12 protein-coding genes and 1 rRNA gene are annotated in these 14684 nt (G+C 71.4%); 10 read left to right on the forward strand and 3 right to left on the reverse strand.

Annotated features, from left to right (window positions below; genetic code table 11):
• Nucleotides 1-8: 8 nt before the first annotated feature.
• The 3 genes from ACFRIC_RS13975 to ilvD all read left to right on the forward strand — a co-directional run bounded on the left by ACFRIC_RS13975 (nucleotide 9) and on the right by ilvD (nucleotide 3481).
• A complete protein-coding gene (locus tag ACFRIC_RS13975; protein WP_382784181.1) occupies nucleotides 9-833 on the forward strand; it encodes a sugar phosphate isomerase/epimerase family protein in 825 nt (274 codons plus the stop codon).
• Nucleotides 830-1447, forward strand: a complete 618-nt coding sequence (locus ACFRIC_RS13980; RefSeq protein ID WP_382784184.1) for a TetR family transcriptional regulator — start codon at nucleotides 830-832, stop codon at nucleotides 1445-1447. Before ACFRIC_RS13975 ends, ACFRIC_RS13980 begins: the two co-directional genes overlap by 4 nt.
• 180 nt (nucleotides 1448-1627) lie before the next feature.
• Nucleotides 1628-3481 carry a dihydroxy-acid dehydratase gene (gene ilvD / locus ACFRIC_RS13985; protein ID WP_382784187.1) on the forward strand — a complete coding sequence of 618 codons (1854 nt, stop codon included), beginning with the start codon at nucleotides 1628-1630 and terminating at the stop codon, nucleotides 3479-3481.
• 67 nt (nucleotides 3482-3548) lie between these two features.
• Here the strand turns inward: ilvD and ACFRIC_RS13990 are convergent, their stop codons facing one another.
• The gene (locus tag ACFRIC_RS13990) at nucleotides 3549-5708 is read right to left on the reverse strand and encodes a PQQ-binding-like beta-propeller repeat protein (protein ID WP_382784189.1); all 2160 of its coding nucleotides are present in this window, start codon (nucleotides 5706-5708) and stop codon (nucleotides 3549-3551) included.
• A gap of 134 nt (nucleotides 5709-5842) precedes the next feature.
• On the opposite strand from ACFRIC_RS13990, the gene ACFRIC_RS13995 reads away from it, so the two are divergent.
• From ACFRIC_RS13995 to ACFRIC_RS14005, 3 genes are all read left to right on the forward strand, one after another.
• The gene (locus ACFRIC_RS13995) at nucleotides 5843-6163 is read left to right on the forward strand and encodes a peptidase (protein WP_382784192.1); all 321 of its coding nucleotides are present in this window, start codon (nucleotides 5843-5845) and stop codon (nucleotides 6161-6163) included.
• A gap of 46 nt (nucleotides 6164-6209) precedes the next feature.
• Nucleotides 6210-6749: an EamA/RhaT family transporter gene (locus ACFRIC_RS14000; protein ID WP_382784195.1), complete on the forward strand. Its 540-nt coding sequence runs from the start codon at nucleotides 6210-6212 to the stop codon at nucleotides 6747-6749.
• 416 nt (nucleotides 6750-7165) lie between these two features.
• Entirely contained in the window at nucleotides 7166-7954 is a 789-nt protein-coding gene (locus ACFRIC_RS14005) for a class I SAM-dependent methyltransferase (protein ID WP_382784198.1), read from the forward strand.
• Here the strand turns inward: ACFRIC_RS14005 and ACFRIC_RS14010 are convergent.
• Entirely contained in the window at nucleotides 7918-9339 is a 1422-nt protein-coding gene (locus ACFRIC_RS14010; protein WP_382784277.1) for a SulP family inorganic anion transporter, read from the reverse strand. The two genes, ACFRIC_RS14005 and ACFRIC_RS14010, sit on opposite strands and share 37 nt — an antisense overlap.
• Before the next feature lie 519 nt (nucleotides 9340-9858).
• Between ACFRIC_RS14010 and ACFRIC_RS14015 the strand changes: the two genes are divergently transcribed.
• The 3 genes from ACFRIC_RS14015 to proC all read left to right on the forward strand — a co-directional run bounded on the left by ACFRIC_RS14015 (nucleotide 9859) and on the right by proC (nucleotide 12468).
• Nucleotides 9859-10698: an ABC transporter ATP-binding protein gene (locus ACFRIC_RS14015; protein ID WP_382784201.1), complete on the forward strand. Its 840-nt coding sequence runs from the start codon at nucleotides 9859-9861 to the stop codon at nucleotides 10696-10698.
• Entirely contained in the window at nucleotides 10695-11528 is an 834-nt protein-coding gene (locus ACFRIC_RS14020; protein ID WP_382784204.1) for an ABC transporter permease, read from the forward strand. The genes ACFRIC_RS14015 and ACFRIC_RS14020 overlap by 4 nt, the downstream gene beginning before the upstream one ends.
• Before the next feature lie 130 nt (nucleotides 11529-11658).
• Nucleotides 11659-12468 (forward strand): pyrroline-5-carboxylate reductase, encoded by an 810-nt coding sequence (gene proC / locus ACFRIC_RS14025; protein WP_382784207.1) that lies wholly within the window; start codon nucleotides 11659-11661, stop codon nucleotides 12466-12468.
• 87 nt (nucleotides 12469-12555) lie between these two features.
• On the opposite strand, the gene trpS is transcribed toward proC, so the two are convergent.
• Complete coding sequence (gene trpS / locus ACFRIC_RS14030; protein WP_382784210.1) at nucleotides 12556-13560, reverse strand: tryptophan--tRNA ligase; 1005 nt, start codon at nucleotides 13558-13560, stop codon at nucleotides 12556-12558.
• A gap of 839 nt (nucleotides 13561-14399) precedes the next feature.
• Between trpS and ACFRIC_RS14035 the strand changes: the two genes are divergently transcribed.
• Nucleotides 14400-14684: ribosomal RNA gene (locus ACFRIC_RS14035) — 16S ribosomal RNA — on the forward strand; the annotation flags it as partial.

Here is a 14684-nt window from a genome sequence, read left to right on the forward strand (position 1 = left end):
TGTCCCTCGTGGCAGAACCAGTCGTGCGGATCCCGGATGCGAAGGTCGCGCTGTCCACGGCGTCCGTCTACCCGGAGTCGACGGCGACGGCCTTCGAGATCGCCGCGCGCCTCGGCTACGACGGCGTCGAGGTCATGGTGTGGACCGACCCCGTCAGCCAGGACATCGACGCGCTGCGCCGCCTGAGCGACTACCACCGGATGCCGATCCTCGCCGTCCACGCCCCCTGCCTGCTGATCACCCAGCGGGTCTGGTCCACCGACCCGTGGACCAAGCTCCAGCGCGCCAGGGCCGCCGCCGAGAAGCTCGGCGCGAGCACCGTCGTGGTCCACCCCCCGTTCCGCTGGCAGCGCCAGTACTCCCGTGACTTCGTCACCGGCATCTGGCGCATGGCCGACGAGACGGACGTGCGGTTCGCCGTCGAGAACATGTACCCGTGGCGCTACCGCGACCGCGAGATGCTCGCGTACGCCCCCGACTGGGACGTGACGAAGGACGACTACCGCCACTTCACGATCGACCTCAGCCACACCGCGACCGCACGCACCGACGCGCTGCAGATGATCGACCGCATGGGCGACCGCCTCGGACACGTCCACCTCGCCGACGGCAACGGATCCAGCAAGGACGAACACCTGGTCCCCGGCCGCGGCACCCAGCCCTGCGCCGAACTCCTGGACCGCCTCGCGCTCTCCGGCTTCGACGGCCACGTCGTCATCGAGGTCAACACCCGCCGGGCGATGTCCAGCGCGGAGCGCGAGGCCGACCTCGCCGAGGCCCTCGCCTTCACCCGCCTCCACCTCGCCTCGGCCGTGAAGGTCCCCCGCGGATGACGGACGCCGCCCCCCGCCGCGGCCGGGGACGCCCCACCCGTACCCAGACCGAGGCGGGCCCCGCCACCCGCGACCGCATCCTCGAGGCCGCCCGCGAGGAGTTCTCCGAGCGCGGCTACGAGAAGACGTCGATCCGCGGCATCGCCAAGTCCGCCAGCGTGGACCCGGCCCTCGTGCACCACTACTTCGGCACCAAGGAACAGGTCTTCGAGGCGGCCATCGAGATCGCCGTCGCCCCCGCGCTGGACGCACCCGAGAAGATCGTCGACGGCCCCCTCGACGGCGTCGGCGAACGCCTGACCCGCTTCGTCCTCGGCATCTGGGAGAACCCCACGAGCCGTACCCCGCTGCTCGCGATCGTCCGCTCGGCGGTGAACAACGACACCGCGGCCGCCGTCTTCCGCCGTCTGGTCGCCGCCCAGCTCCTGCGCCGCGTCGCGGCCGGGCTCGACGTCCCGGACGCCGAGCTGCGCGCGGAACTCGCGGCGGCCCAGCTCGTCGGGGTCGCGATGCTGCGCTACGTCATCAAGGTCGAGCCGCTGGCCTCGGCGGACCTGGAGCGCGTCGTGGGCAGAGTGGCGCCCGTGGTGCAGGGACACCTGACGAACCCATGAGCGAGTGGGGCGTCCGGCACGGCGACCTCACCTCGGCGGACGCCGCCGACCTGCGCGGACGCCCCACCGGGACGGCCGCTGAGCGAGACGTATGTCCCGGGATGCGGACGGCCTGTCCGGATCCTGGAGCACCGGCGTACGCTCGACTTCAGTCTTAACTCTCCGAAGGAGCGAGCGACGATGCCCGAGCTGAGGTCCCGCACAGTCACCCACGGCCGCAACATGGCGGGCGCACGCGCCCTTATGCGCGCCTCCGGTGTACCCGGCGCGGACATCGGACGGAAGCCGATCATCGCGGTCGCCAACTCCTTCACGGAGTTCGTGCCGGGACACACCCACCTCCAGCCCGTCGGCCGGATCGTCAGCGAGGCCATCACGGCCGCCGGCGGCATCGCCCGCGAGTTCAACACGATCGCCGTCGACGACGGCATCGCGATGGGCCACGGCGGCATGCTGTACTCCCTGCCCTCCCGCGACCTGATCGCGGACTCGGTGGAGTACATGGTCGAGGCGCACTGCGCCGACGCCCTGATCTGCATCTCGAACTGCGACAAGATCACGCCCGGCATGCTCATGGCCGCCCTGCGCCTGAACATCCCGACGGTCTTCGTCTCCGGCGGCCCGATGGAGTCCGGCCGCGCCACCCTGGTCGACGGCACGGTCCGCACGCTCGACCTGGTCGACGCGATCTCCGACGCCGTGAACGACAAGATCTCGGACGAGGACATCCTCCGTATCGAGGAGAACGCCTGTCCGACCTGCGGCTCCTGTTCCGGCATGTTCACCGCCAACTCGATGAACTGCCTGACCGAGGCCATCGGCCTGAGCCTGCCCGGCAACGGCTCGGTCCTCGCCACCCACACCGCCCGCAAGGGCCTGTACGAGGACGCGGCCCGCACGGTCGTCGACATCACGCGCCGCTACTACGACCAGGACGACGAGTCGGTCCTGCCGCGCAACATCGCCACCCACGCGGCCTTCGAGAACGCCATGGCCCTCGACATCGCCATGGGCGGCTCCACCAACACGATCCTGCACCTGCTGGCCGCCGCCCAGGAGGCCGGTGTCCCGTTCGGCCTGGACGAGATCAACGAGGTCTCGCGCCGCGTGCCGTGCCTCGCCAAGGTCGCCCCGAACGTCGCCAAGGACCGCACGTACTACATGGAGGACGTGCACCGCGCCGGCGGCATCCCCGCCCTCCTCGGCGAACTGCACCGCGCGGGCCTGCTCAACGAGGACGTGCACTCCGTCCACAGCCCGTCCCTCTCCGACTGGCTCAAGACCTGGGACGTGCGCGCCGGCTCCCCGTCCCCCGAGGCGATCGAGCTCTGGTACGCGGCCCCGGGTGGCGTCCGCTCCTCCGAGGCCTTCTCCCAGTCCGAGCGCTGGGCGGCGCTCGACGAGGACGCCGAGGGCGGCTGCATCCGCTCCGCCGAGCACGCCTACTCCAAGGACGGCGGCCTCGCGGTCCTCAAGGGCAACCTCGCCGTCGACGGCTGCGTCGTGAAGACGGCCGGCGTCGACGAGTCCATCTGGACGTTCGAGGGCCCGGCGGTCGTCTGCGAGTCGCAGGACGAGGCAGTCGACAAGATCCTCAAGAAGCAGATCACGCACGGCGACGTCGTGGTCATCCGCTACGAGGGTCCCAAGGGCGGCCCCGGTATGCAGGAGATGCTCTACCCGACCTCGTTCCTCAAGGGCCGCGGCCTCGGCAAGACCTGCGCCCTGATCACCGACGGCCGCTTCTCCGGCGGAACTTCGGGCCTGTCGATCGGCCACGCCTCCCCGGAGGCCGCGTCGGGCGGCACCATCGCCCTCGTCCGGGACGGCGACCGCATCCGCATCGACATCCCCAACCGCTCGATCGAACTGCTCGTGTCCGACGAGGAGTTGGCGACCCGCCGCGAGGCCCTGAACGGCGTCTACGCCCCCGCGAACCGCGAGCGCAAGGTCAGCGCCGCCCTGCGCGCCTACGCCGCGATGGCGACGAGCGCCGACAAGGGCGCGGTGCGCGACGTCTCGAAGCTGGGCTAGCCCGCCCGGCCCGGGCCGGTGAATCTGCGCGAAGGGGCCGTCCCCGCCGGGGCGGCCCCTTCCCGTCTCACCAGCCCGAGGGATCCCGCCCGTCGACGGCGAAGAGGGTGCCGTCGGGGGAGGTGGCGTAGATCTTGCCGCCGCCCGGGAGCGGGGCGGGGAGCGTGCTGACGAGTGAGCCGCGCCGGTCGTCGAGGCGGGCCTTCGTCTGTCCGAGCAGGACGCCCTTGTCCGTGTCCACCGCGATGAGGCGGCCGTCCACGGCGCTGAGGTAGAGACGGTGGCCGGAGACGACGGGCGCCGACGCCTTGGTCACGGACGTCTCCACTCGCCAGAGCTGCTTCGAGGTACGGGTGTCCACGGCGACCAGCGAACCGTCGTTCCCCAGCAGGTAGGCGGTGTCCCCCCGGAGCACCGTCTGCGCCTGCGCCTGCGGGACGCGCAGCTCGGTCCGGTGGAGCGTGCGGGTCGCCACGTCGTAGCGCAGGACAGCGTCGGTGTACAGGTCGACCGAGACCGTGGTGAACCACAGGTTCCCGTCACGAGCGGCCACCAGGTCCAGCCTCCCCTCGACGCTGCGCCGCCACTTCACGGCCCCGGTCCGCGGATCCACGGCGGCCACCCGCGTGCCCGTCCCGGCGGGGGGTGCCACGGCATAGGCCAACCCGTCGCCGTACGTGTGGAACTGGGGCACGGTCATCCCCGGGATGGCATGCCGCCACTTCTCCTTGCCCGTGGCGGCGTCCAGGGCCGTGACCTTGGAGTCGGAGCCGGTGAGCAGGACCACGCCGGCGACCGGGACGAAGCCGCCCGTGAAGCGGGAGACGTCACGGCTCCAGCGCGTGGCGCCCGTGGCGGGATCCAGTGCGGTCAGCCGGAGCCCGTTCTCGCTGCCGACCAGCAGGAGTCCCCCGGAGAGGACCGGAGCCGGGGTGCTGTACGCGCTCGCGTCGCCCGGGTCGTTCCGCGACCACAGCACCTTGCCGTCGTCCGGATCGACAGCGGCCGCCAGGACACCCGGCCGGACGCAGAGCAGCGCCTTCGGCGTGTACGCGCACTGCGGCTGTCCGCCCGATTTCGTGCCGGAGCCCCTCAGGTCGCGTTCCCACGGCCGGAAGGCGCTCTTGGCGGCGGACGCGGCCGACTGCCGCGGTTCGGGGTCCTGCGGGCCACCGCGCAGACCGGGGACGGTGAGCACGCCGACGGCCGCCGCGGCGACGGCCAGGGCGGCCGCCGGAAGCCGCCAGCGCCGGCCGGGCCGCTTCCGCCCGGCCAGGTGGGTCGGGTCCTCGGACCTCTCCCGTCGCCCCGGCTCCACCGGCCGCGCCTGGGGGGCGGGCCGCGCGGACTCCCCGTTGGCGACGCGCTGTTCGGGGATGAACGCCCGGGTGTCGTACGACGCCGAGACCGAACGCAGCGCCGTCATCAGCTCGTCCGGAGTGGGCCGGTCCTCCGGCTCCTTGGCGAGGCACCGCCCGACCAGCTCGACCAGCTCGTCCGGCACGCCGGTCAAGTCGGGTTCGTCGTGGACGACCTGATACGCGACCAGATACGGACTGTCCGAGTCGAAGGGCCCGCTCCCGGTGGCCGCGTGCACGATCACCGACCCGAGCGCGAACACGTCCGCGGCCGGCCCGACATGCCGCGGCCTGCTGAACTGCTCCGGCGCCATGAACGGCGGCGTGCCGATCAACTTCCCCGTCTCGGTGCGGAGTTCGCTGTCGGAGGGACGCGAGATGCCGAAGTCGATGACCTTCGGCCCGTCATCCGCCAGCAGGACGTTGCTGGGCTTGAGATCACGATGGACGACACCCGCCCGGTGGATGTCCCGCAGGGCCTCGGCGAGTCCGGCCATCAGATGGCGCAGCCGGGCGGTGGACATGGCCCCGTTCCGCTTCACGTGCTCGGCGAGCGTCGGTCCCGGGATGAACAGGGTTGCCATCCACGGGCGTTCGGCCTCGGGGTCGGCGTCCACGACGGGTGCGGTGAACGCACCGCTGACCCGGCGCGCGGCCGCGACCTCCTGACGGAACCGCCCCCGGAACTCGGGGTCTTGGGAGAACTCGGCGTGTACGACCTTGACGGCCAGCCGCAACCCGGAGGCGGACCGCGCCAGATGCACGATTCCCATGCCACCGGAGCCGAGTCTGGACTCCAGCAGATACTGGCCGGCGTAGCGCGGATGTTCCGCTTCCGATTCCGTACCAGTGCTGCGCTGTGGCGGCATCACTCACCCCCGTGGGTTCGACCGCATGCGCGACGCGCAGAGCCTAGTCGATCCTTCGTGCGAAACCCCGGCGGCTTGCTAGCCTCTGCGCGCGTCATGAATGTGGCGCGAACCAAACAATGGGGGAGATCGAAATGGCCACGGAAGAGACAGCCGTCAAGGACGCGCCGGACGCCGCGGAAGCCGAGCCGCTGGCCGCGCAGGCGCTCCGTACGTACCCGCTCGCACCGGGTCACAACGTCAACGTCCGAAGCGGCCCCGGGACCCACTTCAGCATCGTCCGCACCCTCGCCGCGGGTTCGCGGGTCCCGATCTACTGCCAGTGCCCCGGGGAGTCCGTCGCCGGCCCCTACGGCACGAGCTCGATCTGGGACAACATCTCGAACGGCCAGTTCGTGTCGGACGCGTACGTCCAGACGGGCACCGACGGCTACGTCGCCCCGAAGTGCTCCTGACGGACACCTCGGCCGCCGGAGCCGTGACCGGGGCGATAATCGTCGTGTGAGTGAAAAGACCAGCACGGGAACCAGCCCCGCCAAGGGCACCGGCACCAGCGAGGGGACCGGATCCGGCACCCCCGCGGGCCCCCGGCCCGAGCCCCTGCGCTTCTTCGGGACGACCTGGGTGGAGCACGACGGCGGCTACACCGGCCGAAGGATCGGCGTGGCCGTCGGCTCCCTCGCCGCCGCGGTGGCCGCCTGCTTCGTGCTCCGCTTCGCCTACCAGGGCCTGGCCATCGCGGACGTGGGCACGCTCGTGATGGTGCTGGTCGTCGTGATGTTCGCGGTGTGCACCGCGCTCGCGTTCGGCCACACCTGGGAGTCCTTCTCCAAGCGCCCCGACCCCGAGCGCCAGGCCAAGCTGCGCGGCCTCCTCACCATCGGCTTCGTAGGCTCCCTCCTCGCCTACTTCTTCCGCTCCCTGTCCGAGGCCCCGGGCGAGAAGCTCCACCGCGAGGAGTACGAGACGGCCAGGGAGCAATACCTCCGCCGCACCACGCGCCGCGCAGGCAACCCCGCAAAGAAGCGCCGCCGCACCTGACCACACCCCCGCCCGGGACCCGGCGCCAGGACCGGGACCGTCCCCCACGCCGCACCGGCGCCCGGCGACGCCCGGAGACGCCGGATCCGGCACGGCCCCCACGCCGCACCCGCAGTCGGCGACGCACGGGAGGGGACGTGCCGGTACATCAAATGCCCGCAGGCCGGACGGATCGACACCCACCCGCACCGCTCGACCCCGCTGAGATCCGTTCGGATGCGGGCGGATGTACCGGCGCGGCCCCGACCCCCCACCGGACCGCCCCGCGAACACCAGCGAGAGCGCCGGCGCACGGCCCGCCCCCCTCAAGGGCCCGCCCTCCCACGGCCCGCCCCCCCCACGGGCCGACACCGCGAACCCAGGGCGCCGCAAAAAACCCCTACCCCGGCCCCGCACGAACCCGCGATCATGCCCCCATGACGCCCTCCCCGCACACCGAGCGCGCCCACTCCTTCAACGCCGCCGCGGCCCAGTACGCCGCCAACCGCCCCTCGTACCCGCCCGCCCTCTTCGACGCCGTCGAGGCACTCGCGGGCCGGTCCCTGAGCGGCGCCAAGGCCGCCGACGTAGGGGCGGGCACCGGCATCTCGACCGGCCTCCTGCACGGCCGCGGCGCGGACGTCCTCGCCGTGGAGCCCGGCCCCGGCATGGCCGCGGAGTTCCGACGCGTGCACCCCGGTCTCCCGATCGTGCGGGGCAGCGGCGACGCCCTGCCCCTCGCCGCCGCCTCCATGGACTTCCTCACCTACGCCCAGTCCTGGCACTGGACCGAACCGAGCCGCTCGGTTCCGGAGGCGCTGCGCGTCCTGCGCCCCGGCGGCGCACTGGCTCTGTGGTGGAACACCGAGGACCCGACCGTCCCGTGGATCGAGGCGGCGGCCCGCAGAGCCGAGCGCTTCCTCGGCCTGGACGAGAAGGACCGGAAGGCGGAGAAGAGCCCCGCCTCCACCCGCCCCGCCCACTCCCTGGCCGCCGACCCCACCGGCACCCTCTCCTTCGCCCACCGCCAGGTCCGCTGGAGCCGGCGCGTCCCGGTGGACACCCGCCTCGCCAACATCGGCAGCCACTCGCAGTTCCTGGTCCTCGGCGAGGAAGCCACCAGCACGTTCTTCGCCGAGGAACGGAACCACCTCCTCCAGGCCTTCCCGGAGGGGTTCGTGGAGGAGGCCTACGTCGTGGAGCTGCTGGTGGCGATCCGCTCGTGACCCCGCCCGGCGGCCCACGCGTCGAGGGCCGCCGCACACGCGTGGTCCACGTGCCGCAGTCCGCCCAGCTCCAGCCGTACGACCCGGTCGTGCGGCAACGCCTCCAAGGCGTCCAGCAGCTTCGGCAGCCGCAGGAAGGTGGCGTTGCCGACGACCCGTACGACCATTCCCGCGGCCCCCCGGTCCTCGGTCTCCACGTGCACATGACTGATGTCCCAGGCGGTCTTGGCCACGGCGAGCGCGAGCCCGACCAGCACCCCCTCGAACAGGTTCCCGACCACGATCGCCACCGCGGTCACCGCGAGGACGACCACCTCACCGCGATGCCCGCGCCACAGCGTCCGCAGCTCCCGCACCGGCACGAGCTTGCACCCCGCGTGCACCAGCAGCGCCGCGAGCGCCGCCACCGGGATCAGCCCGAGCACCGCGGGCACCACGGCCGTGAAGAGCAGCAGCCACACCCCGTGCAGCACCCGCGACGCCTTGGTCTGCGCCCCGGCGTGCACGTTGGCCGCGCTCCGCACGATCACGGCGGTCATGGGCAGCGCCCCGAGGATCCCGCACACGGTGTTCCCGGCGCCCTGCGCGATGAGCTCGCGGTCGTAGTCGGTGCGCGGTCCCCGGTGCAGCCGGTCCACCGCCGCCGCGCTGAAGAGCGACTCCGCGGAGGCGATCAGCGCGAACGCCAGCACGGTCCCGATCACCCCCACGTCCGAGAGCCGGCCCAGATCATCGACCGACGGCGTCCGCACGGCGTCGAACAGCCCCTGGACCTCGACGCGTCGCACGGCGAGATCGAAGACCCCGGTCACGGCCGAGGCGAGCCCCACCGCGAGGAGCGGCGCCGGCACCATCCGCGCACCCCGCCGCCAGCGCGGCCACAGCAGCAGTACGGCGACGGTGGCGCCCCCGACGGCCAGCGCCACGGGATCGGCGGCACCGGCCAGCGACACCAGACCGGCGATCTTCCCGAGCCCGCCGGAGGGCGCGGCCGCGTCGGCCATCGCGTACACCTGACCGGCGATCAGGACGAGTCCGATCCCGGCGAGCATCCCGTGCACGACGGCCACGGACACGGCCCGGAACCACCGGCCGAGCCGCAGCACCCCGAGCCCGAGCTGCACGAGACCGGCGCCGAGCACCAGCACGCCCAGCGCCTGGACCCCGTACGACTGCACGGCCTCGTACACCAGGACGGTCAGCCCGGCCGCGGGCCCGCTCACCTGCAGACTGCTTCCGGGCAGCGCCCCGGCGACCAGCCCACCGACGATGCCGGTCACCAGCCCCAGCTCGGCGGGCACACCGGACGCCATGGCGACCCCGACACACAGGGGGAGCGCCACCAGAAAGACGACGAGGGACGCGAACAGATCGGCTTTGCGCAACACGACAGCACCTCCGGTCGACAGCGGGAGATGCGTGGGTGCCGTGCCGGGGGAGGGCACGGCGGACCCGGCGACCCGGCACGGAGCCGTTTCGCACAGTGAAATCCATTGTCAGGTAAGCCCGTTGATCGCGCAGCCCCTCCGGGCCGCTGTCACGCGAACGCGGGAGCGCGCGGTTCGGCGACGCCGCGGACGATCTCCGTCCGTTCGCGCCGACGCACGCTGACGTGCGCCGACGCACGCCCGCGCCGCCCGGCGCCCGCCCGCAGGGCGAGAACCGCGAGGCCGATCGCGCACGCCCGAGGGCGAGGACCGCGAGGCCGACCGCGCACGCCCGCGCCACCCGCCGCCCGCCCGCAGGGCGAGAACCGCAAGGCCGATCGCCGGGCCGGCCGCACGACCGGCCGTACGACGGACGGCACGACCGACCGCAACGCCCTTGACCGGCGCACCTCACGAGAGGAATATTCATCACGCGATGATTTTTGTCCGCGTCCGCCCCACCCCACAGGAACCCCCGTGCCTCTTTCCCCGCCCGCCGTCCGCGCCGAAGGCCTCACGGTCGTCCGCGGCACCCGCACCGTCCTGCACGGTCTCGACTTCACCGTCCCGCGCGGCCAGATCACCGGCCTGCTCGGCCCCTCCGGCTGCGGCAAATCCACCCTGATGCGCGCGACGGTCGGCACCCAGGCCAAGGTCGGCGGCACCCTCGAAGTCCTCGGCCGCCCCGCCGGCGACGCCGCACTCCGCTCCCGCATCGGCTACGTCACCCAGGCGCCCTCCGTCTACGACGACCTGAGTGTCCGCCAGAACCTCGCCTACTTCGCCGCGATCCTCGACCCGGGCCGGGCCGCCGCCGAACGCCGTCACCAGGACGTCACCCGCGTCATCGACGACGTCGACCTCGCCTCCCACGCCGACTCCCTCGCCGGCAACCTCTCGGGCGGCCAGCGCAGCCGCGTCTCCCTCGCCGTCGCCCTCCTCGGCGCCCCGGAACTCCTCGTCCTCGACGAACCGACCGTCGGCCTCGACCCCGTCCTGCGCCGCGACCTGTGGAACCTCTTCCACTCCATCGCGGAGGAACGCGGCACGACCCTCCTCATCTCCTCCCACGTCATGGACGAGGCCGAGCGCTGCCACCGGCTCCTCCTGATGCGCGAGGGCGGACTCCTCGCCGACGACACCCCCGACGCCCTCCGCGAACGGACCGGCTCGGACACCGTCGAAGCCGCCTTCCTCCACCTCGTCGACGAGGCGGTCGCCGCCGCGCGCGAACCCGCGCCGACCACGACCGAGAAGTCCCCGGCCGCGCAGTCCCCGGCCACCGGCCCCGACTCCCGCGAGGAGACCGTCCGATGAGTTCCACCGCGGCCACGAGCCCCACCCCGCACCCCGCCCCCACGGGCCCCGGCACCCCGGAGGAACCCGCACCGGCGTCCCGCCCGAGCGCGCTCAACCTCTCCCGCACCACGGCCACCGCGGCCCGCGCCCTGCGCCAACTGCGGCACGACCCGCGCACCATCGCGCTGATGATCCTCGTCCCCTGCGTGATGCTGGTCCTGCTCCGCTACGTCTTCGACGGCAGCCCGGGCACCTTCGACTCCATCGGCGCGTCCCTCCTCGGGATCTTCCCGATGATCACGATGTTCCTGGTCACCTCGATCGCGACCCTGCGCGAGCGCACCTCCGGCACCCTCGAACGCCTCCTCGCCATGCCCCTGGGCAAGGGCGACCTGATCGCCGGATACGCCCTCGCCTTCGGCGCGATCGCCATCGTCCAGTCCACCCTGGCCACCGGACTCGCGGTCGGGTTCCTCGGCCTGGATGTCACGGGCTCCCCCTGGCTGCTCCTGCTGGTCGCCCTCCTCGACGCCCTGCTCGGAACGGCCCTCGGCCTCTTCGTCTCGGCGTTCGCCGCCTCCGAGTTCCAGGCCGTCCAGTTCATGCCGGCGGTGATCTTCCCGCAGCTCCTCCTGTGCGGCCTGTTCACCCCGCGCTCGAACATGCACCCCGTCCTGGAGGCCATCTCCGACGTCCTGCCGATGTCGTACGCCGTCGACGCCATGAACGAGGTCCTCCACCACACCGACATGACCGCGACCTTCGTACGCGACGCGCTGATCGTCGCCGGGAGCGCGCTACTGGTCCTGGGACTCGGAGCGGCGACCCTGCGGCGCAGGACTCCCTAGGGCGTGTCCGAACGGGCGGACGGACCGAGGGGCCGAGGGGCCGTCCGCCCACCGGACATCCCACCCGCCCCCGTGCACCCGGTGGGAGGATGAACGCGGACGACTCAACCCCCGGAGGGCACCCGCAACCATGCCTCAGAAAGTCGCAGTCCTCGGCACCGGCAAGATCGGCGAAGCCCTGCTCAGCGGAATGATCCGAGCCGGCTGGGCCCCCACCGACCTCCTGGTCACCGCCCGCCGCCCGGAGCGGGCCAGGGAACTCCAGGAACGCCACGGCGTCACCCCGGTCGGCAACGCGGAAGCGGCGAAGACCGCCGACACCCTGATCCTCACGGTCAAACCGCAGGACATGGGCGCCCTCCTCGACGAACTCGCCCCGCACATCCCCGCCGACCGGCTGATCATCAGCGGCGCGGCGGGCATCCCGACCTCCTTCTTCGAGGAGCGCCTGGCCCCCGGCACCCCCGTCGTCCGCGTCATGACGAACACGCCCGCCCTCGTCGACGAGGCCATGTCCGTCATCTCGGCCGGCAGCCACGCCACGGCCGCGCACGTGGCGTACGCCGAGGAGGTCTTCGGCGCGGTCGGGAAGACGCTCCTCGTCCCCGAGTCGCAGCAGGACGCCTGCACCGCCCTGTCCGGTTCGGGTCCCGCGTACTTCTTCTACCTCGTCGAGGCCATGACGGACGCGGGCATCCTGCTCGGCCTGCCCCGCGACAAGGCGCACGACCTGATCGTCCAGTCCGCGATCGGCGCAGCCGTGATGCTCCGCGACAGCGGCGAGCACCCGGTGAAGCTCCGCGAGAACGTCACCTCTCCCGCGGGCACCACGATCAACGCCATCCGCGAACTCGAGAACCACGGCGTACGCGCCGCACTCATCGCGGCACTGGAAGCGGCCCGCGACCGCAGCCGCGAACTCGCCTCCGGAAACGGCTGACACCCGCCCCGCTCCGACAGGCCCCCGGCACCGAGCCGTCCTCGGCGCCGGGGTCCGACCGGGAGCCGAGGACGACCGCCGGTCCGGCTATCCGGCCGAGGGCGCCAGCAGCCCGATGGCCTCGTACGCCGAATCCACCGTCGGCCGGGCCATCTCCCTGGCCCGCCGCGCGCCCTCCCGCAACACCCCCTCCACATGGGCGGGATCCGCGCACAACTCCTTGTGCCGCTCCTGCACGGGCCTGAGGAGTTCGACCACCGCGTCGGCGGTGTCCTTCTTCAACGCCCCGTACGACGCGTACCCGCCGCTCAGGACTTCGGGGTCGCCGCCCTCGCACGCGGCGAGGATCTCCAGCAGATTCGAGACCCCGGGCCGGGTCTCCGGGTCGTAGGCGACGTCCTGCCCGCTGTCCGTCACCGCGCGCATGATCTTCTTCCGTACGGCGTCCGGCTCGTCGAGCAGATAGACGACACCGGGTCCGACGTCATCGCTCTTCCCCATCTTCGACGTCGGCTCCTGAAGGTTCATGACGCGCGCCGCGACCTGCGGCCGGGTGGCCCGAGGGACCGTGAACGTGTGCCCGTAGCGCTGGTTGAACCGCATCGCCAGATCCCGGGTCAGCTCGACGTGCTGCGTCTGGTCGTCCCCGACCGGCACCTCGTCGCTCCCGTACGCCAGGATGTCGGCCGCCATGAGCACGGGATACGTCAGCAGTGACAGCCGCACGCTCCCGCCGCGTTTCCTCTCCTGGGCCGCCTTCTCCTTGTACTGGATCATGCGCCGCATCTCGCCATCGGTCGCGACGCACTCCAGCACGTACGACAACCGCGCGTGCTCGTCCACATGACTCTGTACGAAGACGGTGCACAGCTCGGGATCGAGTCCCGAGGCCAGCAACAAGCTGGCCGCCTGCCGGGTGAGCCTGCGGACGCGCCCCGCATCGTGGTCCACGGTCAGCGCGTGCAGGTCGACGATGCAGAACAGGGCCTCGGCCCGGTGCTGGTCGACCTCGGCCCAGCGGCGCACGGCGCCCAGATAGTTCCCCAGCGTCAGATGCCCGGTCGGCTTGACCCCACTGAAGATCCGCGTCATCTCACAACCTCCTGGTCGAGGCCGCCGCGTCCGCCGGCCGGCTCCCCAGGAGGGGCAACGAGAAACGGCCGCCGAGGCGGCGGCCGTTGAGTACATACGTGTGTACGGCCGCCGTCAGGCGGCCCACCACTGCTGGGCGCACGTACGTGTAGTCATGCACGTCAGCGTACGCCTCGGAGGGCCCGTCCGGACCTCGGTTGACACGACCCGGGCCCATCCGTAGTGTTCTCCGAGTTGTCCGACGTGAGCGTCGACTCCGGTCGGTCCCCGGACAGCCATTCCGCACCAGCATCCAACGATCGACGACTCGTCGTCGCCTCGTTTTCATGCGTGTTTGCGAAATGAGGATTCCGCGTTCGAAAGAGCGCCACCCCGATTAGCTCGGGAGCCGCGAATCCGCTAATGTCTCACTCGTCGGAACGGCCCAACAGCCGCGAGGACAAACCCCGCTGACTGGGAGTCAGGCCCGAAAGGTTCTGATAGAGTCGGACTCGCCGGAAAGGGAAACGCGAAAGCGAAAACCTGGAAAGCACCGAGGAAATCGGATACGGAAACGGTCTGATAGAGTCGGAAACGCAAGACCGAAGGGAAGCGCCCGGAGGAAAGCCCGAGAGGGTGAGTACAAAGGAAGCGTCCGTTCCTTGAGAACTCAACAGCGTGCCAAAAATCAACGCCAGATATGTTGATACCCCGTCTCCGGCCGATCGGTCGGGGCGAGGTTCCTTTGAAAAAGTCCTGTCCCTTCTGGGGCAGGCGCACAGCGAGGACGCTGTGAACCGAGGGATTATTCCTCCCTCTGGTTCCGCTCTCGTGGTGTTCCACCGGATTACCGGTAAACATTCACGGAGAGTTTGATCCTGGCTCAGGACGAACGCTGGCGGCGTGCTTAACACATGCAAGTCGAACGATGAACCACTTCGGTGGGGATTAGTGGCGAACGGGTGAGTAACACGTGGGCAATCTGCCCTTCACTCTGGGACAAGCCCTGGAAACGGGGTCTAATACCGGATAACACTCCTACAGGCATCTGTGGGGGTTAAAAGCTCCGGCGGTGAAGGATGAGCCCGCGGCCTATCAGCTTGTTGGTGAGGTAGTGGCTCACCAAGGCGACGACGGGTAGCCGG

The sequence above is a fragment of the Streptomyces sp. NPDC056738 genome, from assembly GCF_042790435.1.
Classification (GTDB): Bacteria; Actinomycetota; Actinomycetes; order Streptomycetales; family Streptomycetaceae; genus Streptomyces.